Here is a 22,008-nt window from a genome sequence, read left to right as displayed (position 1 = left end):
AGACTGACAGTTAACGATGAGGGTTAGGGTACTACAGTTTAAAACCGGTAGCCACAATGTAGACTTCTCGTGAACGGGCACGGGACGAGTCTGGTTTTCGAATCTTGACGACAGAGAAAAGTCTACGTATTTCATTGAGATAGGCATCAAACCCCTCCCCCTGGAACACCTTGACTACAAAACTGCCATTACTGCTCAGGACCTGATTGCACATGTCCAGCGCCAGTTCCACCAGGTACATGGCACGGGCCTGATCCACCTGCTGGGTGCCGCTCATGTTGGGTGCCATGTCCGACATGACGACATCCACCTTGTCGGGGCCGACTCGCTCCAGCAAGGCGCCGAGTACAGTTTCCTCCCGAAAGTCCCCTTGCAGGAAATCGACACCGGCAATGGAATCCATCGGCAAAATATCGCACGCAATGACGCGCCCCTTGTCACCAACCTGGTCGATGGCAAATTGGGACCAGCCACCGGGAGCAGCCCCCAGGTCCACTACCGTCATCCCCGGCTTCAGCAGCCGGTCTTTGCCCTGGATCTCATCGATCTTGAAAACGGCGCGAGAGCGCAGTCCCAACTTCTGGGCTTTCTTGACGTATTGGTCGTCGAAATGTTCTTTTAACCAGCGGGTTGAACTGGGGGAACGTTTTTTCTGGGTCATGATTGTCGACTTTAAAAAACCACAAGGGTTATTAGTATTAAGGGCTAAGTGGGGGTAGAATACGCCCCTTTCAACCCTGACTTATGAAGAAATTGCCATGATTCTCAACAATAAACAGAAACAGTATCTCAAGGGCTTGGCCCACAGTCTGAAGCCGGTCGTCCTGCTGGGACAACACGGTCTGACCGAAGGGGTGCTGGCCGAGATCGATCTGGCCCTGAACCACCACGAGCTGATCAAGGTTAAGGTTGCGTCTGAAGATCGTGAGATGAAACAGCTGGTGATGGATGCCATCGTTCGCGAGACCGGCGCCATCAAGGTACAGAGCATGGGCCATGTACTGACCATCTACCGTCAGGCCAAAGAGCCCAAGATCCAGTTGCCGCGCAAGTAACAGGAAAGAGCATTCGCTCTTTCCTTCATTTCCCTTCTTCCCAAGTCGCTTGCCAAAATAGTGGTCAGGCCCTTAACCTGCGATGAATAGTCGCGGACACCCACTATGGACAAGCATCAGCTCCTCACCGATGAAGAACTGGCCATGCTGCGGGACCTGGGAAACGATGAAGACATTGCCACCAGCCAATACCTGCGCGGCACCCTGCCCCTTCCTCTCCAAAGCCTGTTGCAGCGAGCCAAGCCTCTGACACTCGAAGCCCGCATCGCCGGCTACCAATTGCGTTTCCCGCTCCACTGCACCCAGGCAGAGGAGGGCCACACCGAGCTGCGCATCGCCGCGCCGACCATTACCGAGCTGGGTTCGCCCCATCTGCGCGCCTGGCGACTCGACGAAAAGGCCGTGCTCTGCACCGAAGACGCGGAGTACGAGGTATACAGCCTCTCCCTTGGCGGTCTTATCGTGGCCGGCTTGCCGGACTCCTCTGCCAAGGGAGATCCACTTGGCGGATACCTTCGCATCGAGGATCTCCCTCCCCTGGCCATGACCGGCACCCTCATCAGGCACGTGGATGCCAATCCACATCGCCATGACTGGGCCGTCCAGTTCCGACTGGGCAAGGAGGATCAGGAACAATTGCGGGACTGGCTCTTCCAGCGCCACCAGGACGCCTTCGTCCAGGCCTATCAGGGTGACTAAAGACAACAGGGGAGCCCGGCTCCCCTGTCTCTTTCCCCGACGTTCAATCAGAGATAGACAACTTCCAGGATCTCGTACTCCACATCGCCACCCGGCGTCTTGACGATGGCAACGTCATCCACTTCCTTGCCGATCAGGGCGCGGGCAATGGGGGAGTTCACGGAGATCATGTTCTGCTTGATGTCCGCCTCGTCGTCTCCCACGATGCGGTAGACCACTTCCTCTTCCGTTTCACTTTTGAGCAGGGTCACGGTTGCGCCGAAGATGACGCGGCCATTGTTGGCAATCTTGGTGACATCGATAATCTGGGCATTGGAGAGCTTGCCTTCGATTTCCTGAATGCGGCCTTCACAGAAACCCTGCTGCTCGCGGGCGGCATGGTATTCGGCATTTTCTTTCAGATCGCCATGTTCACGGGCATCAGCAATCGCTTCGATAATCTGGGGACGCAGCTCGGTCTTGAGATAATCGAGCTCTTGACGCAGCTTTTCAGCGCCGCGAACAGTCATCGGAGTATGATTCATAGTCGAAACCTGGGTTGCTTTATAAAGAGAAGCTGCGGCAATCAAAAGAGAGCCGCAGCTGTCGGTTCGGATGGGGCATCTTAATATGAAGCCGCCACAAAATCCATGTCAGCCCCTGCGAGCGGGATCCCGCTTTGGGCCAGCGTTACTTGGATTCCGAGACGCCAAGCGGAGCCGACACCGTCGGTTTGCCCTGCATGATGGCAATCTCGACACGTCGGTTCATGCGCCGATTCTCCGGGCTGTTGTTGGGCACCAGCGGCTGGGAATCCGCCATCCCTTGCACCACCAGACGATTGCCGTCAAAACCGGGCACCTTGATCATCTGGTGGGCAACCGCTACCGCCCGCTGGGATGAAAGCTCCCAGTTGGACTGGAACAACTCGTCCTCGGTGGCCACATTGTCGGTGTGGCCGGAGACGGTGATCTCCCCCGGCACATCCTTGAGCAGCGCAGCCACCTTGCGGATCACCGGCCAGAACTGGGGTTGCAGGAAGGCGGATCCCGCCGGGAACGCCGCTTTCTCGCGAATGCGAATGATGATCTGCTGACCCAGCGCCTCTATCTCGATGGCCCCATCCTGGATCTGGGCCTGCATCTGCTCCGCCAGTGCCTTGGCCAGGGTGTTGGACTGTTCCTGCGCCTTCTGGGCCTCCTGGGCGGTATCGCCACCGCTCTGCTGGCCTTCGGTCTTGTCATGTCCGCCCGCCTTGTCCGCATCCCCAGGCTGGAAATCCAGCTCGGTCTGGGTCATGTCGATGGTCTGCTGCATGATGGTGTCAATAGGCGTCGGCTCGGGGCGACCAGGACGAAACTCCTGGGCGATGACGGAGGTTCCCTTGGGGATATCCTTGACCTCCAGGATGTTCTGCACCCCGAACGCCTTCTCCATGGAACCGGCGATCTGCTTGAACTTCTGCACATCCATCTCGGCAAAGGAGAGCAAGAGCACGAAGAAGCACATCAGCAGAGACATGAGATCCGCGAAGGTTCCCATGTAACCGGGCAATCCGGGAGGCGGGCACTTGCACTTTGCCATCTGTGCGCTCCTATTCGGTCCCGTTGTTGCGTTTGGACTGATTCAGGTAGTTCTGCAACATGGCCTGGATCACCCTCGGGTTCTGTCCATCCTGGATCCCCATGATGGCGTCGAGGATCAGGGTGCGGCTCAACTGTTCCTCGCCACTGCGCAGTTCCAGCTTGTCCGCGATGGGGATGGCAATCATGTTGGCCTCGATGGCGCCATACAGGGTCGTCAGCAAGGCCACCGCCATGGCCGGACCGATGGATTTGGGGTCGCTCATGTTGGCCAGCATGGCCACCAACCCCACCAGGGTACCGATCATGCCCATGGCCGGACCGAGATCCCCCAGGGAGCGGAACACCTTGATGGCTGTGGCGTGACGCTCGGACGTCAGTTCGATGTCCTTCTCCATCACCGCACGCACCACGTCGGCATCATGGCCGTCCACCAGCATGTCGATGCCCTTCTTCATGAAGGTATTGGGGATCTCCGCCGCCTCCAGGGCCAGAAAGCCCCCCTTGCGGGCCGCATCCGCCAGTTCCACCGCCTTGGTGATGAGATCGTCGAGCTTGTCCCCCTTGTACATGAAGGCCTTGCCCGCGACCTTGAAGGCCATCAGAAACTGGCCGAGGTTGAATTTCATCATGCAGATGAACACGGACCCCAGTATGGTGATGTAGACCGATGGCATGTCCACATACATGCTCATGGGGCCGCCCAGCAACATGCCGTACACCACGACCCCGAACCCCAGCACCAAGCCTATCAGACTCCCTAAATCCACATCCCTACTCCTGTCGCCGAACGTGCCGTCTCATTATATTGCGTTGAATTTTCTGCTATTGCGTCCCCGGCAGCAAGCCCGGTACACCGCAATCGCCGATCGGCAATGCGTGGTTGCATGCCCATTCTTATCGGCCAGGGTCAGGATAGTTTGAGGACGCCGCGTTTTTCTGCCTCCCCCCTGTGGCCGGTCGATGTTAAGATGAGCCGTTTTTTTCAAACCCGAGGATGGACATGGCCAGTAAAAAAATCGACCGTCTGAGTTTTGATGCCACCCTGGAAGAGCTGGAAACCATAGTGCATCAACTCGAACAGGGCTCGCTCCCCCTCGAGGAGGCACTCAAACAATTCGAACAGGGCATCCATCTGGTGCGTGCCGGCCAGCAGAAGCTGGAACAGGCCGAACAGAAGATCCAGATCCTCCTGACCCAGGCCGATGGCAGCGAGCAAGCGGTCCCCTTTCGAGCAGAACAAGGAGAGGAGTGAGTGACCCTGGACGATTTCTCCCGCCTGCATCGGCGCCGCATCGACGATTGCCTCTCGGCACAGCTTGACGCCCTGCCCGCCATGGCGCCACGTTTGCGGGACGCGATGAAATACGGCCTGCTGCTCGGTGGAAAACGGGTGCGCCCCTTCCTGGTCTATGCCGTTGGCGAGATGCTGGGCGTCAAGAGCGAACTGCTGGATGGCCCCGCCGCCGCCGTGGAGTGCATTCACGCATACTCCCTCCTGCACGACGACTTGCCCGCCATGGACGACGACGACCTGCGTCGTGGCCAGCCCACCGTACACAAGGCCTTCGATGAAGGCACAGCCATCCTGGCGGGCGATGCCCTGCAGACCCTGGCGTTTTCCATTCTGGCCGACCACCCCATGCCCGATACATTGATGGCCAACCGGGTGCGGATGCTGAGTGCCCTGGCCCGCGCGTCCGGCTATCTCGGCATGTGCGGCGGTCAGGCACTGGATCTGGACGCCGAAGGGCGCCGGATCAGCCTCGCCGAGCTGGAGCAGGTGCACCGCCACAAGACCGGGGCCCTCATCGAGTGCGCCGTGACCCTCGGCGCCCTGTGCAAGGCTGACGTGGAACCCGCCACCCTCACCGCCCTGCAAACCTATGCCGCCGCCATCGGACTCGCCTTCCAGGTGCAGGACGACATCCTCGACATCACGGGCGATACCGCCACCCTGGGCAAGCCGCAAGGCTCGGATCTGGCGCTGGAAAAGAGTACCTATCCGGCCCTGCTCGGACTCGACAATGCCCGTGAGCTGGCTCGCGAACTGCATGACAAGGCCTTAACAGCCCTGCAATCCTTGCCCTACAATACCGACATTCTGGAAGCGTTTGCCGATTACATCATCGAGCGAACCCACTAAACGCTGGATAACAGTAACAATATGAGCGTTGATATTAGCGATTTCCCCAACCTGGCCCTCGCGGACACGCCGGTCGATTTGCGATCCCTCCCCTTCGAGCGGCTGCCCGTGGTGTGCAACGAGCTGCGCGAGTATCTGCTGCGCTCGGTGAGCCGCTCCAGCGGCCACTTCGCCTCCGGCCTTGGCACCGTCGAGCTGACGGTCGCCCTGCACTATGTCTACAACACCCCCTTCGATCGGCTGGTGTGGGACGTGGGCCACCAGGCCTATCCCCACAAGATCCTGACCGGACGACGGGAGCGCATTCACACCATTCGCCAGAAAGATGGCCTGCACCCCTTCCCCTGGCGGGAAGAGAGCGAGTACGACGTGCTCAGCGTGGGCCACTCCAGCACCTCCATCGGAGCGGCGCTCGGCATGGCGGTGGCGGCCGAGAGCGAAGGGCTTGGCCGCAAGGTGGTCGCGGTCATCGGTGATGGCGCCATCACCGCCGGCATGGCCTTCGAGGCCCTCAATCACGCCGGCGACGTCCACAAGGACATGCTGGTGGTGCTCAACGACAACGAGATGTCCATCTCCGAGAACGTGGGGGCCCTGAACAATCACCTTGCCAGGCTGATGTCCGGCAAGCTCTACACCACCATTCGCGAGGGGGGCAAGAAGGTGCTGGCGGGGCTGCCGCCGGTCAAGGAGCTCGCCAAGCGGGCCGAGGAGCACCTCAAGGGCATGGTGGTACCGGGTACCTTGTTCGAGGAGTTCGGCTTCAACTACATCGGCCCCATCGACGGTCACGACATCCATGCCCTGGTCGAAACCCTGCGCAACATGCGCAATCTCAAGGGTCCCCAGCTGCTGCACGTCAAGACCAAGAAGGGCAAGGGCTACGAGCCAGCGGAAAAAGATCCCATTGGCTATCACGCCGTCCCCAAATTCAACCCGGATGACTGTGCCCTGCCCAAGAGCGCCGGTGGCAAACCCACCTTCTCCGCCATCTTCGGTCAGTGGCTGTGCGATATCGCCGCCAAGGACGAGCGCGTGGTCGGTATCACCCCCGCCATGCGCGAAGGCTCCGGTCTGGTGAAATTCAGCCAACAATATCCGGATCGCTACTTCGATGTGGCCATCGCCGAGCAACATGCGGTCACCTTCGCCGCCGGTCTCGCCATCGCCGACCAGAAACCCGTGGTCGCCATCTATTCGAGCTTCCTGCAGCGGGCCTATGACCAGCTGATCCACGATGTGGCGCTGCAGAACCTGCCGGTGCTGTTCGCCATCGACCGGGCCGGTCTGGTGGGGGCCGACGGCCCGACCCATCAGGGGGCGTTCGACATCAGCTTCCTGCGCACCGTGCCCAACATGGTGGTGATGACCCCGTCCGACGAGAACGAGTGCCGCCAGATGCTCTACACCGGCTATCTGTGCAACGGGCCAGCGGCGGTGCGCTACCCCCGTGGCAGCGGCACCGGTATCCAGGCCGAGAGCGAGATGCAGGCCCTGCCCCTCGGCAAGGGACGTGTCGTTCGCGAGGGCAAGGGGACCGCCATCCTGGCGTTCGGCACCCTGCTGCAACAGGCCAGAACGGCCGCCGAGGCGCTGGATGCCACCCTGGTGGACATGCGCTTCGTCAAACCCATGGACGAGGCGCTGGTGCTCTCCCTGGCCGCCTCCCACGATCAGTTCGTCACCCTCGAGGACAACGCCGTCATGGGCGGTGCAGGCTCTGCGGTGAACGAGCTGCTGATGGGCAGCAAGCAGTGCAAACCCGTGCTCAACCTCGGCCTGCCGGACCGCTTCATCGAGCAGGGCACCCAGGATGAGATCTACGCCCTGCTGGGGCTGGACAGCGTGGGCATTCAGACCCGTATCGAGAGCTGGCTGCAGGCCTGACAAGGGTTATCGCAAGCAATAAAAAGGGCGCCTTATGGCGCCCTTTTTTGTTATTCACTGTGCCGGACCAACCCTGTTCACACACTGTCGCGAGAAGGCCGTCAACAAGGTTACAAGCCGCTCAGGAACCGAGACATACATGAGCACTCCTTGATTCCACATAAGCGAGCAGCACATGAACCTTGATCACGGCCTCGCAGCCAGTTCGTGGAGAGGTTTATCAGCCCTTGTAGATCTTCGGGTTGAATACATCCCGCAGCCAGTCACCCAGCAGGTTGATCACCAGCACCAGCACCACCAGGCAGAGGCCCGGGAAGGCGGTGATCCACCAGGATCCGGAGAAGATGTAGTTGAAGCCCACGCTGATGAGCGACCCCAGGGACGGTTGATCAACCGGCATCCCCAGACCCAGGAAGGAGAGGGCCGCCTCGCTCATGATGGCGTTCGCCACCTGCACGGTGGAGATGACCAGGATGGGTGACAGGCAGTTCGGCAGAATGTGGCGGAACATGATGCGCGGGGCGCGGAACCCCATCACCTGAGCCGCTTCCACATACTCCTTCTTCTTCTCCGCCAGCACGGAGGCGCGCACCGTCCGGGCATACTGGGGCCACTCGGCGATACCGATGATCACCACCAGCATCAGGATGGCGAACTTCGAGTAGAACTCAGAGCCAAAGGTCGCCTGGAAGATGGCGGAGATGATGATGGCCACCATCATGGTGGAGAACGACAGCTGCACATCGGCAAAGCGCATCAGCAGGTTGTCGATGCGACCACCGAAGTACCCGGCCATCAGACCGATGACGATACCGAGCACCAGCTGCAGCCCCACCGCGAACAGACCAATGGTCAGCGAGATGCGGGCGCCATAGAGGATGGTGCTCCAGATGTCGCGTCCCTGGTTGTCGGTCCCGAGCCAGAAGCGGGCCTCGCCCCCTTCCAGCCAGGAGGGGGGCAGCTCCGCATCCATCAGATCGAAGCTGGTCTGGTCATAGACGTTGTGCGGTGCGATCCAGGGTGCCAGCAGAGCCGCCAGCACGAAGACCACGAACACCGCAAAGCTGAACATGGCTACCTTGTCCCGCAGGAAGTAGTAGACGATGTCGGAATTTTTGAAGCGTGCCCAACGGCTTGGGCTTGCAGTTACAGCATTAGTCATCTGTTACCCCTTGGCGGTCAGGTTGACGGTCGGGTTGATCAACCCGTAGAGCAGGTCGACCAGGGTATTGGTCACCACGAAAATGAGGCCGACGAAGATGACGTAGGCGGTGATCAGCGGCGTATCGACCCGGTGGATCGCCTCAAGGAAGAGGAAGCCGGTCCCCGGCCACTGGAACACGCTTTCGGTCAGGATGGTGTAGGCCACCATGGTCCCGATCTGCACACCGCCCACCGTGATGACCGGCAGCATGGTGTTCTTCAGGGCATGCTGGTAGTAGACCTTGTTGTTGTCCAGCCCCTTGGCACGGGCAAACTTGACGTACTCGGAGGAGAGCTGCTCCAGCATCTCCGAGCGCACCAGCCGGATGAACAGCGGCAGCATGATGGAGGAGAGGGAGACAGCTGGCAGCACCAGGTGCAGGATACCGTCCCAGGTGAAGAAGCCCGACTCCCAGCCCAGCAGGTTGTAGGTCTCGCCACGGCCATAGGCCGGCAGCCAGCCCAGCTGGATGGAGAAGAGGTACATCAGCATGATGGCGGTCAGGAAGACCGGGATCGAGATGCCGATGCTGCTCACCGCCATGATGACCTTGGTGAGGATGCTGCGCGGTCTTATCGCCGAATAAACCCCCAGCGGAATGGAGACCACGACGATGATGAGCGCGGCGGCAAACACCAGCTCAAGGGTAGCCACCAGCTTGTCGAGGATAACCTCGAGGGCTGGTCGCTTGAAGAAATAGGAAGTGCCCAGATCCCCGTGTACCGCGTTCTTCAAGAAGCGGCTGTATTTCACGAGGAAGGGATCATTGAGTCCCATCTTGTCGCGCAGCTCCTGGCGCACGGACTCGGAGACGGATTGTCCCACCAGCTCGCGCAGCGGATCCCCCAGGTTGTCCTGGATGGAGAAGGCGACCAGGCTGATGACGAACATCACTATCACGGCCTGATAGAACCGTTTCAGCAGGAATGTAAACATGCTTGTCCTTCTACGTGGCCTGTGTCTTGGCACAGGCTTCTGTTAATGGCGGGGCAACCATGGGTGCCCCGCCGGGTCCTTCCTTAAGCGCTTCGCTTACTTGTTGACCACCAGGTCACCCAGGTAAGGGAAGTTCATCACGTTGACCACCGGCTTGATGTCGACGTTCTTCTTGGCGCCATAGGCCAGGTCTTCCCAGTGCAGCGGCACATAGGCGGCGTCGTCGATCAGCATGGCTTCCACCTTCTGCAGGATAGCGGCACGCTTGGCAGGATCGGTCTCGGTGTTGGCTTCCATCACCATCTTGTCAGCTTCCGCGTTGGCATAACCGCCGCAGTTGTACTGACCCATACCGGTCTTGGCATCCTTGGTGAAGGTCAGGAACTCGAAGAAGTTCGCACTGTCTTCGGTGTCGGAGTGCCAGCCGATCAGCTGCATGTCAGCGGCGCACTTGTCAAACTCCGGCCAGTACTGGGCCACCGGCATGGTCTTCAGATCCACCTTGATGTTGATCTTGGACAGCATGGCGGAGACGGCCTGGGCAATCTTGACGTCGTTGACGTAGCGGGCAGCCGGGGAGATGAAGCTCATCTTGAAGCCCTTCTCGTAACCGGCTTCCTTCATCAGCTCCTTGGCCTTGGCCAGATCATACTGGGGCTTGAGCGCCTCGTTGTAGCCTGCATAGCCTTTCGGGCTCAGCTGGCCGGCCGGGGTACCGAAGCCCTTGTTGATCTTGTCGACGATGCCCACCTGGTTGATGGCGTAGTTGATCGCCTGACGCACGCGCTTGTCTTTCAGCGCCGGGTTGGTGTTCTGGTTCAGCTCGATGATGATGGCACGGGTACCGGACAGGGTGACCAGCTGGGAATCCTTGCCGTTCTTCACGCGCTCCAGATCGTTCGGGGCAACCGGGTAGATCATGTCCACGTCGCCGCCCAGCAGGGCTGCAACACGGGTGGCGTCTTCCTTGATCGGTACCACGGTCAGGTTTTCGACGTTGCCCTTGGAGGCCTTGTCCCAGTAGTTGGCGTTGCGCACGTATTCCAGCTTCACGCCCTGCTCGCGGAACTTGACGCTGAACGGACCGGTACCGGAGACATTGGTGGAGGCGAAGGAGTCACCGTTCTTCACGATCTCGGCCTTGTCCTTGCCCGCCTCGGTCTTGCCGCTATAGAACTTGGAGTCCATCGGGAAGATGTAGGTGACGGTCTGCAGCACCAGCGGGAACGGCTTGGCGGTGACGAGATCCACGGTGAAATCATCCACCTTCTTGGCTTCGGCGATGGGGTCGAAGATCGCCTTGAAGTCCGGGGAGGCCTTCAGACGGTTGACGGTCCATACCACGTCATCGGCGGTGAAGTCGTTGCCGGAGTGGAACTTCACACCCTTGCGCAGGTGGAAACGGACGGTCTTGTCGTCGATGCGCTCATACTTCTCGGCCAGACGCGGCTCGAACTGCAGATCCTGGGTGTAACGCATCAGGGGGTCGAACACCAGGTGAGACATCTCCAGGGTCTGACCGGAGAGCTGCTCCTGCGGGTCCAGCGAGGTGGCGTCGGACGCGACGGCGACCTTGATGTCGGCAGCAGAAACGTTGAACGCGAGACCAGCGGCGAACAGCGCCATGGCGATCTTGGATAATCCTTTCTTCATGTCTTTCTCCATGCTTTTGGCTTTTTATTGACAGACAAACCGGCGAACCGGTGCTTTCCTAGCTTGCGATTTCCAGCCCCTCGCGGGACATTCCCTTGAATTCCGGCATGAGGGAGATCAGCTTGCGGCTGTACTCATGCTCGGCATTGGTGAACAGTTTCTCGGTCTCGGCCACTTCCACCAGGTGACCGTGCTGCATCACACCGATGCGGTCGCACATCTGGCGGATGACCGGCAGATCGTGACTGATGAACAGCATGGTGAGCCCAAGCTCCTGTTGCAAGTCTTTGAGCAGGTTGAGGATCTGGGCCTGCACCGAGACATCCAGCGCCGAGGTCGGCTCGTCGCAGATGAGGAAGCGCGGGCGGGTCGCCAGGGCGCGGGCAATGGAGATGCGCTGGCGCTGACCACCGGAGAACTCGTGGGGATACTTGACCCCGGCACCGCGGCCCAGGCCCACGTGATCCAGCAGGTCCCCGACGATCTGCTCTATCTGCCGCTCGCTCTCGGCGAGGCGGTGGAAGCGGATCGGCTCGGCGATGATGTCACGCACCTTCATGCGCGGGTTCATCGAAGAGTACGGATTCTGGAACACCATCTGCATCTGGCGGCGCAGGGGGCGACGCTCGTGCTCCCCTTTCAGGGCGGTGAGATCGATCCCCTCGAAGACAATCTTGCCGGTATCAGGCGGATAGAGCCCGGTGATGGCACGGGCGATGGTGGATTTGCCGGAGCCCGACTCCCCCACCAGACCGAAGGTCTCACCCTCGAAGATTTCGAAGCTGATGTTGTTGCAGGCGCGCACGTACTGGCGGCGGCTCGGGAAGATGGAATCCTTGGTGACGAACTTCAGATCCACGTTCTCCACCCGCAGCAGCGCGCCTTCATAGGTGCGCTCGTCCTGACTCTGGCCGAGCCAGTGGGTCTTGAGATCGATGCTGGTATCCGCCGCACCGGCATCCTCGATATAGGAGACCAGGGGGAAGCGCACCAGCTTCACATCCGAGCGGGGCACCGCCGAGATGAGGCTGCGGGTATAGGGGTGATTGGGGCGGCCCAGCACCTGTTCCGTGGTGCCGAACTCCACCAGATCGCCGCGGTACATCACCGCCACCTTGTCGGTGACGTTGGAGACCACCCCCATGTCATGGGTCACCAGCATGCAGCCTACCTGGCGCTCTTTGCACAGGTTGCGGATGAGCTGGAGGATCTGATCCTGGATGGAGACGTCCAGCGCCGTGGTCGGCTCATCGGCGATGATGAGCTCGGGATCCCCGGAGAGGGCGATGGCGATCACCACCCGCTGGCGCATGCCACCGGAGAACTGGTGAGGATACTGCTTGATGCGCACATCCGGGTTCGGGATCCCCACCGCCCCCATCAGCTCGAGGGCCTTGGCAAAGGCCGCCTCGCGGGACAGGTCGGTGTTGGCGAGGATGGTCTCCACCAGCTGCTGCTCCACGGTGAACAGCGGATTGAGGGAGGTCATGGGATCCTGGAAGATGAAACCGATGCGCGAGCCGCGAATGGCCCGCATCTCGTTCTGGCTCTTCCCGGAGATGAGCTCGCCGTTGAGGTAGATGTCACCACGGGCGATGCGACCGGGCGGGCTCAACAGATCGATGACGGCGTTGCCGATGGTGGATTTGCCAGCGCCGGACTCACCGACGACGCCGACGATCTCGCCCTTTTCAACAGAAAAAGAGAGATCCTTGACCGCGGCAAGCACCCCGTAGCGGGAGGGGTACTCGATCCGCAAGTTTTTGACTTCAAGCAAGGACATGGTTACCTCTGCGGGGGACATCCGTCCCAAATAATTCGTCCGTAAATCAGCCGCAGATGCTGGTTGTGCCTTGGTACTGCTCGAGAGCCGTTGTTGTGTAATTAACGCTCAATCCATGAGGCAGCCAAACCAGCGATCCGGGCGGGTTTTTTGCATTTTTTTGGAATAACCCGCGAGTAAGTTAGTCGGTTTGCCCGCGGGTGTAAATGATCCAGTTATACAATTTCGCAATACTTTGCCCAGAGAATGCCGACACCCTGGGGTTAAAATGTCGATAAAAGTCACATTACCAGAGATTACGCTGGCAATGCGAGACCATCAACCAATTATGTTTCAACAAAATAGCAACAAACCATCTTATTCACTATCAGCATTATGCTGACCAGCTTCGAATGAGTAGTGAATATTTATGTGAAATGATTTTTTGACGGCAGCATATCTTGAGTAAGGAAAAATAGGCAGAGCTAAATAGGGACAATGCAGAAGGATCAACCTGGGCCACAGACCCGCCGGCACGGCAAGCCGGGAGGGATTGCATACAAAAAAACGCAGGCCCCTCAGGGCCTGCGTGTGCGGTACATCCGGCCTCTTTGCAAGAGGAGAGCAGTGAAAAAACAGCGAGAGGGCGTTCGGGAGCCGCCTCCCCTCACCAGTGGGCAAGCAGTTGCATGCAGGCCAGGGCGAACAGGCCGGCGATGAGATCGTCCAGCATGATGCCAAGCCCGCCGTGAATGCGGCGATCGAACCAGGAGATGGGCCAGGGCTTGAGCACGTCGAACAGGCGAAACAGCACGAAGCCCGCCAGCACCCACTCCCAGCCGGCCGGGGCCGCAATCATGGTGACCCCGAATCCGATGACCTCGTCCCAGACGATAGCCCCGTGATCCGGCATCCCGATGGCGTCGGTGGCGCTCTGGCAGATGCGGATGCCCGCCACGAAACCCACCACCAGCAGGGCGATGAACCAGGAGGTCGGCAGCCCGCTCACCAAGAGATAGAGCGGGATGGCTGCCAGGGTCCCCATGGTGCCCGGCGCCTTGGGGGAGAGGCCGGAGCCAAACCCCACCGCCAGGAAGTGGAGCGGGTTTTTAAGGCTCAGCCGCGTCAGCTCGGGCTTTATCTTGAAAGACATCATGCGAAGTGATCCCAGCCCTTGAGGTGCAGTTCGACGGGTTGTTCGTCCTGCAGGTAGTCGATGCCAGGCTCCCCGGCCAGGATGCGACCGATGCGGGTGAACTTCACGCCACAATTGGCCAGCGCCGTGTCCAGGGCGCCGTGATGCTCCTGGGGGACGGTGAAGCAGAGCTCGTAGTCGTCGCCCCCGGCCAGGGCCAGCTGCCAGGCATCCATGGCCGGCACCGCATCCTGCAACACGGGGGAGAGGGGCAGCAGGTTGAGATCGATCTGGGCCCGCACGCCGGACGCCTTGAGGATGTGGCCGAGATCGGACGCCAGGCCGTCGGAGAGATCCAGGGCGCTGCTGGCCAGCCCGCGCAGGGCCTGACCGGCCAGGATGCGGGGATGGGGATGGTCGAGGCGCGGCAACACGGCCGCCAGCTGGTTCTCGTTGAGGGTGCGCTTGCCCAGCAGGTGGGAGAGCGCCAGGGCGGCATCTCCCAGGGTACCGGTCACGTAGACCCCGTCACCGGCCTTGGCGCCGCTGCGCATCAGGGCGCGACCTGCCGGGACCGATCCTTTCACCGAGACGGTGATGGAGAGGGGCCCGCGGGTCATGTCTCCCCCCACCAGCGCCACGTTGTAGTACTCGGCGAGCTCGAGGAACCCTTCGGCGAAACCGGCGACCCAGCGCTCGTTGATGGCGGGCAGGGTCAGGGCCAGGGAGACCCAGCGCGGCTCGGCACCCATGGCGGCCAGATCGGAGAGATTGACCGCCAACGCCTTGTAGCCGAGATCCACCGGATCCATGTCGGGGAAGAAGTGCACGCCGCTCACCAGGGTGTCCGTGCTCACCGCCAACTGGGCGTCGGGGGGCAGGGTCAGCAGGGCACAGTCATCTCCAGGGCCCATCACCACGTCCTTGCGGGCGTGGGGGACCTTGAAGTACTTCTCAATCAGCTCAAATTCACCCATACAGTAAAAAGCCAGCAATAAGCTGGCTCCTCTCTTAATTGCTGACGGACAGCAGGATCAGCGCTTGGGCAGCGTCTTGATCACCTTGTCCAGGACGCCGTTGACAAACTTGTGGCTGTCATCGGCGGCGAAGGCTTTGGCCAGCTCGATCGCTTCGTTGATCACCACGCGCGGCGGCACATCTTCACGACGGGTCAGCTCGTAGGTCGCCAGACGCAGGATCGCCTTGTCCACCATGTCCACTTCTTCCAGCGGACGGGAGAGGAAAGGCGCGAACACCTTGTCCAGCTCGTTGCAGTGGACCGCAACCCCGAACAGCAGATCGCGGAAATAGTTCAGGTCCACACCCTTGGTGTCCTGATCGATCTTGAACTGCTCTTCGATGTCGCCCACGTTGGCCTGGGTCATCTGCCACTGGTAGATGGCCTGGGTGGCGCAATGGCGGGCCTTACGGCGCTCGGACGGTTTCAATGCATTTCTCCTCGTTACACGTCCAGTTGTTTCAGGACGTTGATCATTTCGAGCGCGCTCAGTGCAGCCTCTGCACCCTTGTTACCCGCCTTGGTACCGGCGCGTTCGATGGCTTGTTCAATGTTTTCGGTGGTCAGCACGCCGAAGGCAACGGGAATGTCGTATTCCATCATTACCTGGGCCAGACCCTTGCCGTTCTCGCTCGCTACCAGTTCGAAGTGGTAGGTACCGCCGCGGATGACGGTGCCGAGTGCGACGATGGCGTCGTATTGACCGCTCTTGGCCAGCTTCTTGGCCGCCAGGGGAATTTCGACGGCCCCCGGTACGCGCACCAGGGTCAGATTGCTCTCCTGGACCTGACCTTGACGCTTCAGCACGTCCAGCGCGCCGTTCACCAGGCTGTCATTGATGAAGCTGTTGAAACGGGCAACGACAATAGCAACACGCGCCTCGGGAGCGGCGATATTTCCTTCGATAATCTTCATTGGAAATCCTGTCTCTGTGCAATCAATTAGGGGCCGGGCTCAAAAGTGCACGCATTCTAGCACAACAGAGCCGCGACAAAAAACCATGGCCGCAACGGGCGGCCATGGTGATGAATTCAACCGTACGCAGCGCTTACTCGCCGACGTACTCCACCACTTCCAGACCAAAGCCACCGAGGGCATGGTACTTCTTGGGGGAGCTCAACAGGCGCATCTTGCCGACCCCCAGCGCCTTGAGGATCTGGGAGCCGACGCCGACCCGGCGCGAGGTGCCCTGCCACTTGGCCCCTTCCGGTGCCAGCCCCTTGTCGGCGGCTTCAAAACCCTTGACCCTGGCCAGCAGCTCGGCGCCATGGGCTTCCGCCCCCAGGATCACCAGCACCCCGCCCTCGTCGGCGATGCGGGCCATGGATTTGGGCAGCGGCCAGCTGCGGGCGCTGTGGCGGTCGGTGAGCAGCAGATCGCTCAGCACGTCGTGCAGGTGCACCCGTACCAGGGTCGGCTGGTCGGCCTTCACGTCCCCTTTCTTCAGGGCGAAGTGCACCTGGTTGTCGATGGTGTCGCGGAAGGTGACGAGGTCGAACTCGCCGTATTCGGTGGGCAACTTGCACTCGGCCACCTTCTCTACCGTGGTCTCGTGCTGGTTGCGGTATTCGATAAGGTCGGCAATGGTGCCGAGCTTGATGCCGTGCTGCTCGGCAAAAATCTCGAGATCCGGGCGCCGGGCCATGGTGCCGTCTTCGTTGAGGATCTCGACGATGACGGAGGCTGGCTCGAAGCCGGCCAGCCGGGCCAGATCACAGCCCGCTTCCGTGTGGCCGGCGCGGGTCAGCACACCGCCATCCTGCGCCATCAGCGGGAAGATGTGGCCGGGCTGCACCAGATCGGCGGCCTTGGCATGGGGCGCCACCGCGGCCTGCACGGTGACGGCGCGGTCGGCGGCGGAGATGCCGGTGGTCACCCCTTCCGCCGCCTCGATGGAGACGGTGAAGGCGGTGGAGAACTGGGCATTGTTGCGATCGACCATCAGCGGCAGCGCCAGCTGCTTGCAGCGATCCCGGGTCAGGGTCAGGCAGATGAGGCCACGACCGTAGCGCGCCATGAAGTTGATGTCTTCCGGGCGGACACAGGAGGCGGCCATGATCAGGTCCCCTTCGTTCTCCCTGTCTTCGTCATCCATCAGGATCACCATCTTGCCAGCCTTGATATCGGCAATGATTTCCTGGGTCGTGCTCAGCGCCATGGGCTACTCCATCAACATGCTTGGGGATTGAGCCAGTCGGCTCGACTTGATACTGCGTATTGTGCTCTAGATGGGGGCACGCGGCCCCGTTTCAATCCGCGCGGGATCACAGAACCGCGTTTTCCCGTCAAAACGGCTCACAAGAATCCGGACTGGGCCAGCTTTTCCAGGGTCAGGGTAGAGGCACTGCTCTGCTCGCGCTTGCCCGTCATCAGCCGCTCCAGATAGCGGGCTATCTGGTCCACCTCGAGGTTGACCCGGTAGCCGGGTTTCCAGCGGGCGATGGTGGTCTCCTGGGCGGTGTGGGGCACTATGGTCAGCCGGAACAGATCCCCCTGAACCGCATTGACGGTGAGGCTGATGCCATCCACCGCAATCGACCCCTTCTCGGCGATGTAGCGGGAGAGCTCCCCCGGCGCCTTGATCCAGTATTCGATGGCGCGGCCGCTGGACGATTTGCTCTTCACCTCGCCGATGCCGTCCACGTGGCCGGAGACCAGGTGGCCGCCGAGGCGGGAAGTGGGCATCAACGCCTTTTCTAGGTTGACCGGATCCCCCACCTTGGCGGCAGAAAAACCGGTGCGGGAGAGGGTCTCCAGGGAGACGTCGGCGGTATAGCTGTGATCCCCGAGCGCCACCACGGTGAGGCAGACGCCGTTGGTGGCGATGGAGTCGCCCAGCTTGACGTCACTGAAGTCCAGGGTAGGCGCGTGCACGGTGAGGGCCATGTCCTCCCCCTGGCGACGCAGCTCGGCCAGGGTTCCCACCGCTTCGATAATTCCGGTAAACATGCAGATCACCTTGCTGATGACGGGGGCGACGGATGCTCCCGTGAACATTGAAAAATCAGGCTATTTTCGCAGTGATGCGAATATCCTGGCCAAGCATGCGCACATCCTTGAGGTTGAGTTTGGGGGCCTGGAACAGCCGGGTCAGCCCCGGCAGATGGAACAGGCCGCGCCCCTCATCCCCCATCAGTTTGGGCGCCTGATAGAGCACCAGCTCGTCCACCAGCCCCTTCTCCAGCAGGGCGCCGCACAGCCGCGGCCCCGCCTCCACCAGTACCGAGTTGACGTTCTGTTTGGCCAGCAGCATGAAGAGGCTGACCAGATCCAGCTTGCCATCCAGCAGCGGCACCTCCAGCTGCTGCACCCAGGCGGGCCACTCACCGGATGCCTTGTGGCGGGCCAGCAGTACCGGGCTCTCGCTCTGGAACAGGGGCAGATCCGGGGTGAGCCGGTTTTGCGAATCCACGATGACCCGCAGTGGCTGGCGCAGGGTCTCTTTGGGATAGACCGCCTTGACCGAGGGGGGCAGCTCGTCCCAGCGCACGGTGAGGGAGGCGCCATCTGCCAGCACGGTCTCGGCGCTGGAGAGGACCGCATCGTGACGTGCCCGCAGCCGCTGCACGTCCCGGCGCGCCTCCGGAGAGGTGATCCACTGGCTCTCGCCACTCGCCATGGCGGTGCGACCATCCAGGCTCGCCCCCAGCTTGACCGTCACCAGCGGAAACGCGGTGCGCATCCGCTTGAAGAAACCGGGATTGAGGGCCTCGGCTTCTGCGGCCAGCAGGCCGAAATCGGTCTTGATCCCCGCCTCGGAGAGCATCCGCAGGCCACGCCCGCCCACCTGGGGATTGGGATCCACCATGGCAGCCACCACCCGGGTCACCCCGGCCTTGATGAGCGCATCGGCGCAGGGGGGCGTGCGACCATGATGGGAGCAGGGCTCCAGGGTCACATAGGCGGTGGCACCGCGGGCCTCTTCCCCTGCCGCGTGCAGAGCATAGACCTCGGCATGGGGCTCACCGGCCCGCTTGTGCCAGCCCTCCCCCACCACCACGCCGGCCTTCACCAGCACGGCGCCGACGCAGGGGTTGGGGGCCGTGGTGTAACGGCCGCGCCGGGCCAGTTCGAGGGCCCGGCTCATCCATTGGTAATCGTCTTGACTAAACATCCGGGCTCCTGTGTCCAGCAACCTGTCCCCGGTGGCACGGCCATCCGATGGGACAAGAAAATAGGGTGTACGCGCTTGCCGCACGCCTTCTCGGGCAGATCGGCCATGGCATCTGACGCCATGGCGACGGGCACACACATCGCAGGATGCGGCCGCACGCCCTCATACTTTTTCACCAGTGCAACGATGCGCTATCTAGATGTCTCACTGGTGTAACAACTGGCGCTGCCGCAACGGCAGGCCCTCTCTTATTCACATAGGGAGCCGCAGGCCGGCGTTACTTCTCCAGCTTGGCGATCTCTTCCCCGAATTCGCGAATGTCTTCAAAGCTGCGGTAGACGGAGGCAAAGCGGATGTAGGCCACCTTGTCCAGGCTCTTGAGCTCATCCATCACCAGATTGCCCACCAATTGGGAGGCCACCTCCCGCTCGCCGGTGGCCCGCAGGCGGGACTTGATGTGGTTGACCGCCTTCTCGATGGCCTCCATGCTCACCGGCCGCTTCTCCAGCGCCCGCAGAATGCCGGCCCGCAGTTTGTCTTCGTTGAAGGGCTCGCGGGAGCCGTTGGACTTGATGACGCGGGGCATGACCAGTTCGGCCATTTCGAAGGTGGTAAAACGCTCGTGACAGAGCAGGCATTCGCGACGGCGGCGCACCTGATGGCCCTCGGCCACCAGACGGGAATCGATCACCTTGGTATCAACGGCACTACAGAAAGGGCAATGCATCTGACCTCCGGCGTGGATGAAAATGGGCGCGGGCCCCGGGGGCTTGCGCTAGGCCGGCCAGTGTAACACGGCCATCCAGAACCGGTAAAAGCCCATGAAAACAAGGGACAACCAGCCAGACCTTCGGGCAGGACTCAGTCGTCATAGGGCAACGCCTCGGGGTCGCAATCCTGGTAATCGGGGGCAGGATCCGCCGCGAACCGGCGAGCAGCCACATGGCTGTGACCCAGCATCAGCGCCTTGCCCACCCGGTGCATGCCATCCATCACCCGACCGGCGCTGTCGAGCAGGATGGGATAGGCGAGATCCGCCGCCATCATGAGCTGGCAATGCGCCACCACGCTGCGCACCGTGGGCGTGGCGTCGCCATGGCCGTACCAGTGGTCGCGGTCAAGCTCGGCAATCTCGCCGAGTGCCACCGCCTGCACCGGCAGGTTGCGGCTCAGCCGGATCAAGCGGCGCACATCCCAGGCCAGCAGCCCCTGTTCGCTGGTGCGAAAGTGGTACTGGGCGCGAACCGTCTGCCGCAGTGACGCCTCCAGCACGTCCTCTTCCATGTCATCGCACATGGTCACCTCTGTCTCATCTTGCCAGGCGCTGCAAAAAACAATGCCACCCGAGGGTGGCATTGGTCTTCAACCTGAAGGTCAGGCTGATTATGCGTAGACCGGGAAGCGGCGGCAGATGTCCAGCACCTTCTCGCGCACGGTCGCCAGCACTTCTTCGTTGTCGTGGCTGTCCAGCACGTCGCAGATCCAGTTGGCCAACTGGATGGACTCGGCTTCCTTGAAGCCGCGGCGGGTGATGGCCGGGGTGCCGATACGCACGCCGGAGGTCACGAACGGGGAACGCGGGTCGTTCGGTACGGAGTTCTTGTTGACGGTGATGTTGGCCTTGCCGAGGGCTGCATCGGCATCTTTGCCGGTCAGCTCGCGACCGATCAGGTCAACCAGCATCAGATGGTTGTCGGTACCACCGGAGACGATCTTGTAGCCGCGCTCGATAAAGGTCGCCGCCATGGCCTTGGCGTTCTTCACGACCTGGGCCTGGTAGGTCTTGAACTCGGGCTCCAGCGCCTCCTTGAAGGCCACGGCCTTGCCGGCGATGACGTGCATCAGCGGGCCACCCTGACCACCCGGGAAGACGGCGGAGTTCAGCTTCTTGTACAGATCTTCGTCGTCGGCGGCGGAGAGGATCAGACCACCGCGCGGACCGGCCAGGGTCTTGTGGGTGGTGGAGGTGACCACGTGAGCGTGGGGCACCGGGTTCGGGTAGACGCCGGCGGCAATCAGACCGGCCACGTGGGCCATGTCCACGAACAGGTAAGCACCGATCTTGTCGGCGATTTCGCGCATGCGGGCCCAGTCGACGATGCCGGAGTAGGCGGAGAAGCCGCCGATCATCATCTTCGGCTTGTGCTCAACGGCCAGGCGCTCCATCTCGTCGTAGTCGATCTTGCCGGACTCGTCGATGCCGTAGGGGATGATGTTGTACAGCTTGCCGGAGAAGTTGACGGGGGAGCCGTGGGTCAAGTGACCGCCGTGGGCCAGGTTCATGCCGAGCACGGTGTCGCCCGGTTGCAGCAGGGCCATGTAGACGGCGCTGTTGGCCTGGGAGCCGGAGTGCGGCTGCACGTTGGCGTAGGTGGCACCGAACAGCTCTTTGGCGCGCTCGATGGCCAGGGTTTCAACCACATCCACATACTCGCAACCGCCGTAGTAACGCTTGGCCGGGTAGCCTTCGGCGTACTTGTTGGTCAACTGGGAGCCCTGGGCTTCCATGACGCGGGGGCTGGTGTAGTTCTCGGACGCAATCAGCTCGATGTGCTCTTCCTGACGACGGGTCTCGTCTGTGATGGCCTGCCACAGCTCTGGATCATAGCCGGCGATGGTCATGTCACGTTTCAACATCCGTTTATCTCCTGAAAATCGTTTGCGCGATAGGTGAAGTGGGCCCGCGCATTGTAACGTGAGCTGGATCAAAGAGACAGTCCAACCACCCAAAAAATTGTTTATAAAATGTAAAATACGTCGCAAATTTCGAATCCCGCCCCCTGGCTTCGCTCATCCCCCCGACCTCCCCACACCAGCAATCCGGCTCCAGCGATCGT

General features: G+C 61.2%; 23 protein-coding genes. 5 read left to right on the top strand and 18 right to left on the bottom strand.

Going from position 1 to position 22,008, the window contains the following annotated elements; genetic code table 11:
- Positions 1-31: 31 nt before the first annotated feature.
- Positions 32-661: a 23S rRNA (uridine(2552)-2'-O)-methyltransferase RlmE gene (rlmE, locus tag ACVDHI_RS09780; RefSeq protein ID WP_010675375.1), complete on the bottom strand. Its 630-nt coding sequence runs from the start codon at positions 659-661 to the stop codon at positions 32-34.
- A gap of 97 nt (positions 662-758) precedes the next feature.
- Between rlmE and yhbY the strand changes: the two genes are divergently transcribed.
- Both yhbY and ACVDHI_RS09770 read left to right on the top strand, forming a co-directional pair.
- Positions 759-1,055 (top strand): ribosome assembly RNA-binding protein YhbY, encoded by a 297-nt coding sequence (gene yhbY / locus ACVDHI_RS09775; RefSeq protein ID WP_010675376.1) that lies wholly within the window; start codon positions 759-761, stop codon positions 1,053-1,055.
- Between the two features lie 105 nt (positions 1,056-1,160).
- Entirely contained in the window at positions 1,161-1,754 is a 594-nt protein-coding gene (locus ACVDHI_RS09770; protein WP_447212035.1) for a PilZ domain-containing protein, read from the top strand.
- A 47-nt stretch (positions 1,755-1,801) separates the two neighbouring features.
- Here the strand turns inward: ACVDHI_RS09770 and greA are convergent, their stop codons facing one another.
- The 3 genes from greA to pomA form a co-directional block, all read right to left on the bottom strand.
- On the bottom strand, positions 1,802-2,278 hold the full coding sequence (gene greA, locus ACVDHI_RS09765) for a transcription elongation factor GreA (RefSeq protein ID WP_213319648.1): 477 nt from the start codon (positions 2,276-2,278) through the stop codon (positions 1,802-1,804).
- 145 nt (positions 2,279-2,423) lie between these two features.
- Positions 2,424-3,317: a flagellar motor protein MotB gene (locus ACVDHI_RS09760; RefSeq protein ID WP_042878323.1), complete on the bottom strand. Its 894-nt coding sequence runs from the start codon at positions 3,315-3,317 to the stop codon at positions 2,424-2,426.
- 10 nt (positions 3,318-3,327) lie between these two features.
- On the bottom strand, positions 3,328-4,086 hold the full coding sequence (pomA, locus tag ACVDHI_RS09755; protein WP_029314770.1) for a flagellar motor protein PomA: 759 nt from the start codon (positions 4,084-4,086) through the stop codon (positions 3,328-3,330).
- Positions 4,087-4,319: 233 nt separating this feature from the next.
- Here pomA and xseB point away from each other — a divergent pair, with 233 nt between their 5' ends.
- The 3 genes from xseB to dxs are packed head-to-tail and all read left to right on the top strand — an operon-like array spanning position 4,320 to position 7,349.
- Positions 4,320-4,571 carry an exodeoxyribonuclease VII small subunit gene (xseB, locus tag ACVDHI_RS09750; protein WP_010675381.1) on the top strand — a complete coding sequence of 84 codons (252 nt, stop codon included), beginning with the start codon at positions 4,320-4,322 and terminating at the stop codon, positions 4,569-4,571.
- Entirely contained in the window at positions 4,572-5,462 is an 891-nt protein-coding gene (gene ispA / locus ACVDHI_RS09745) for a (2E,6E)-farnesyl diphosphate synthase (protein WP_041215676.1), read from the top strand.
- Positions 5,463-5,483: 21 nt separating this feature from the next.
- On the top strand, positions 5,484-7,349 hold the full coding sequence (gene dxs / locus ACVDHI_RS09740; RefSeq protein WP_042865080.1) for a 1-deoxy-D-xylulose-5-phosphate synthase: 1,866 nt from the start codon (positions 5,484-5,486) through the stop codon (positions 7,347-7,349).
- 220 nt (positions 7,350-7,569) lie between these two features.
- Here the strand turns inward: dxs and ACVDHI_RS09735 are convergent, their stop codons facing one another.
- The 14 genes from ACVDHI_RS09735 to glyA form a co-directional block, all read right to left on the bottom strand.
- Positions 7,570-8,511: an ABC transporter permease gene (locus tag ACVDHI_RS09735; protein ID WP_029314771.1), complete on the bottom strand. Its 942-nt coding sequence runs from the start codon at positions 8,509-8,511 to the stop codon at positions 7,570-7,572.
- A 3-nt stretch (positions 8,512-8,514) separates the two neighbouring features.
- Entirely contained in the window at positions 8,515-9,489 is a 975-nt protein-coding gene (locus tag ACVDHI_RS09730) for an ABC transporter permease (protein WP_039040297.1), read from the bottom strand.
- Positions 9,490-9,585: 96 nt separating this feature from the next.
- Positions 9,586-11,142: an ABC transporter substrate-binding protein gene (locus ACVDHI_RS09725; protein ID WP_010675386.1), complete on the bottom strand. Its 1,557-nt coding sequence runs from the start codon at positions 11,140-11,142 to the stop codon at positions 9,586-9,588.
- A gap of 58 nt (positions 11,143-11,200) precedes the next feature.
- Positions 11,201-12,925 carry a dipeptide ABC transporter ATP-binding protein gene (locus tag ACVDHI_RS09720; protein ID WP_010675387.1) on the bottom strand — a complete coding sequence of 575 codons (1,725 nt, stop codon included), beginning with the start codon at positions 12,923-12,925 and terminating at the stop codon, positions 11,201-11,203.
- A 646-nt stretch (positions 12,926-13,571) separates the two neighbouring features.
- On the bottom strand, positions 13,572-14,060 hold the full coding sequence (locus ACVDHI_RS09715; RefSeq protein ID WP_128313240.1) for a phosphatidylglycerophosphatase A family protein: 489 nt from the start codon (positions 14,058-14,060) through the stop codon (positions 13,572-13,574).
- On the bottom strand, positions 14,057-15,016 hold the full coding sequence (gene thiL / locus ACVDHI_RS09710; protein WP_039040298.1) for a thiamine-phosphate kinase: 960 nt from the start codon (positions 15,014-15,016) through the stop codon (positions 14,057-14,059). Before thiL ends, ACVDHI_RS09715 begins: the two co-directional genes overlap by 4 nt.
- Positions 15,017-15,073: 57 nt before the next feature.
- Positions 15,074-15,487, bottom strand: a complete 414-nt coding sequence (gene nusB, locus ACVDHI_RS09705) for a transcription antitermination factor NusB (protein ID WP_010675390.1) — start codon at positions 15,485-15,487, stop codon at positions 15,074-15,076.
- 14 nt (positions 15,488-15,501) lie between these two features.
- A complete protein-coding gene (gene ribH, locus ACVDHI_RS09700; protein WP_010675391.1) occupies positions 15,502-15,972 on the bottom strand; it encodes a 6,7-dimethyl-8-ribityllumazine synthase in 471 nt (156 codons plus the stop codon).
- A gap of 133 nt (positions 15,973-16,105) precedes the next feature.
- The gene (gene ribBA / locus ACVDHI_RS09695) at positions 16,106-17,215 is read right to left on the bottom strand and encodes a bifunctional 3,4-dihydroxy-2-butanone-4-phosphate synthase/GTP cyclohydrolase II (RefSeq protein ID WP_039040299.1); all 1,110 of its coding nucleotides are present in this window, start codon (positions 17,213-17,215) and stop codon (positions 16,106-16,108) included.
- A gap of 137 nt (positions 17,216-17,352) precedes the next feature.
- Positions 17,353-18,006: a riboflavin synthase gene (locus ACVDHI_RS09690; RefSeq protein ID WP_041212973.1), complete on the bottom strand. Its 654-nt coding sequence runs from the start codon at positions 18,004-18,006 to the stop codon at positions 17,353-17,355.
- Between the two features lie 55 nt (positions 18,007-18,061).
- Positions 18,062-19,171, bottom strand: coding sequence for a bifunctional diaminohydroxyphosphoribosylaminopyrimidine deaminase/5-amino-6-(5-phosphoribosylamino)uracil reductase RibD (ribD, locus tag ACVDHI_RS09685; protein WP_324033227.1), 1,110 nt, complete (start codon positions 19,169-19,171; stop codon positions 18,062-18,064).
- Between the two features lie 277 nt (positions 19,172-19,448).
- Positions 19,449-19,898, bottom strand: a complete 450-nt coding sequence (nrdR, locus tag ACVDHI_RS09680) for a transcriptional regulator NrdR (protein WP_010675395.1) — start codon at positions 19,896-19,898, stop codon at positions 19,449-19,451.
- Positions 19,899-20,032: 134 nt separating this feature from the next.
- Positions 20,033-20,467, bottom strand: a complete 435-nt coding sequence (locus ACVDHI_RS09675; protein ID WP_319887832.1) for a hypothetical protein — start codon at positions 20,465-20,467, stop codon at positions 20,033-20,035.
- An 87-nt stretch (positions 20,468-20,554) separates the two neighbouring features.
- Entirely contained in the window at positions 20,555-21,808 is a 1,254-nt protein-coding gene (gene glyA / locus ACVDHI_RS09670) for a serine hydroxymethyltransferase (RefSeq protein WP_010675397.1), read from the bottom strand.
- Positions 21,809-22,008: the final 200 nt, after the last annotated feature.

This window comes from Aeromonas sp. 25-248 (assembly GCF_053005425.1).
Note: the sequence above shows the minus strand (reverse complement) of the source record. Positions and strands in the feature narration are given on the sequence as shown.

Excerpts from the sequence above, each read along its gene's own strand:
- ribBA (WP_039040299.1), bottom strand. The coding sequence starts at position 17,215 with ATGGCGCTGAGCACGACCCAGGAAATCATTGCCGATATCAAGGCTGGC.
- ACVDHI_RS09770 (WP_447212035.1), top strand. The coding sequence starts at position 1,161 with ATGGACAAGCATCAGCTCCTCACCGATGAAGAACTGGCCATGCTGCGG.
- nrdR (WP_010675395.1), bottom strand. The coding sequence starts at position 19,898 with ATGCATTGCCCTTTCTGTAGTGCCGTTGATACCAAGGTGATCGATTCC.
- ACVDHI_RS09690 (WP_041212973.1), bottom strand. The coding sequence starts at position 18,006 with ATGTTTACCGGAATTATCGAAGCGGTGGGAACCCTGGCCGAGCTGCGT.
- ACVDHI_RS09720 (WP_010675387.1), bottom strand. The coding sequence starts at position 12,925 with ATGTCCTTGCTTGAAGTCAAAAACTTGCGGATCGAGTACCCCTCCCGC.
- ACVDHI_RS09760 (WP_042878323.1), bottom strand. The coding sequence starts at position 3,317 with ATGGCAAAGTGCAAGTGCCCGCCTCCCGGATTGCCCGGTTACATGGGA.
- ACVDHI_RS09730 (WP_039040297.1), bottom strand. The coding sequence starts at position 9,489 with ATGTTTACATTCCTGCTGAAACGGTTCTATCAGGCCGTGATAGTGATG.
- ribH (WP_010675391.1), bottom strand. The coding sequence starts at position 15,972 with ATGAAGATTATCGAAGGAAATATCGCCGCTCCCGAGGCGCGTGTTGCT.
- dxs (WP_042865080.1), top strand. The coding sequence starts at position 5,484 with ATGAGCGTTGATATTAGCGATTTCCCCAACCTGGCCCTCGCGGACACG.
- xseB (WP_010675381.1), top strand. The coding sequence starts at position 4,320 with ATGGCCAGTAAAAAAATCGACCGTCTGAGTTTTGATGCCACCCTGGAA.
- glyA (WP_010675397.1), bottom strand. The coding sequence starts at position 21,808 with ATGTTGAAACGTGACATGACCATCGCCGGCTATGATCCAGAGCTGTGG.
- ACVDHI_RS09675 (WP_319887832.1), bottom strand. The coding sequence starts at position 20,467 with ATGTGCGATGACATGGAAGAGGACGTGCTGGAGGCGTCACTGCGGCAG.
- rlmE (WP_010675375.1), bottom strand. The coding sequence starts at position 661 with ATGACCCAGAAAAAACGTTCCCCCAGTTCAACCCGCTGGTTAAAAGAA.
- yhbY (WP_010675376.1), top strand. The coding sequence starts at position 759 with ATGATTCTCAACAATAAACAGAAACAGTATCTCAAGGGCTTGGCCCAC.
- ACVDHI_RS09725 (WP_010675386.1), bottom strand. The coding sequence starts at position 11,142 with ATGAAGAAAGGATTATCCAAGATCGCCATGGCGCTGTTCGCCGCTGGT.
- ACVDHI_RS09715 (WP_128313240.1), bottom strand. The coding sequence starts at position 14,060 with ATGATGTCTTTCAAGATAAAGCCCGAGCTGACGCGGCTGAGCCTTAAA.
- thiL (WP_039040298.1), bottom strand. The coding sequence starts at position 15,016 with ATGGGTGAATTTGAGCTGATTGAGAAGTACTTCAAGGTCCCCCACGCC.
- ribD (WP_324033227.1), bottom strand. The coding sequence starts at position 19,171 with ATGTTTAGTCAAGACGATTACCAATGGATGAGCCGGGCCCTCGAACTG.
- greA (WP_213319648.1), bottom strand. The coding sequence starts at position 2,278 with ATGAATCATACTCCGATGACTGTTCGCGGCGCTGAAAAGCTGCGTCAA.
- ACVDHI_RS09735 (WP_029314771.1), bottom strand. The coding sequence starts at position 8,511 with ATGACTAATGCTGTAACTGCAAGCCCAAGCCGTTGGGCACGCTTCAAA.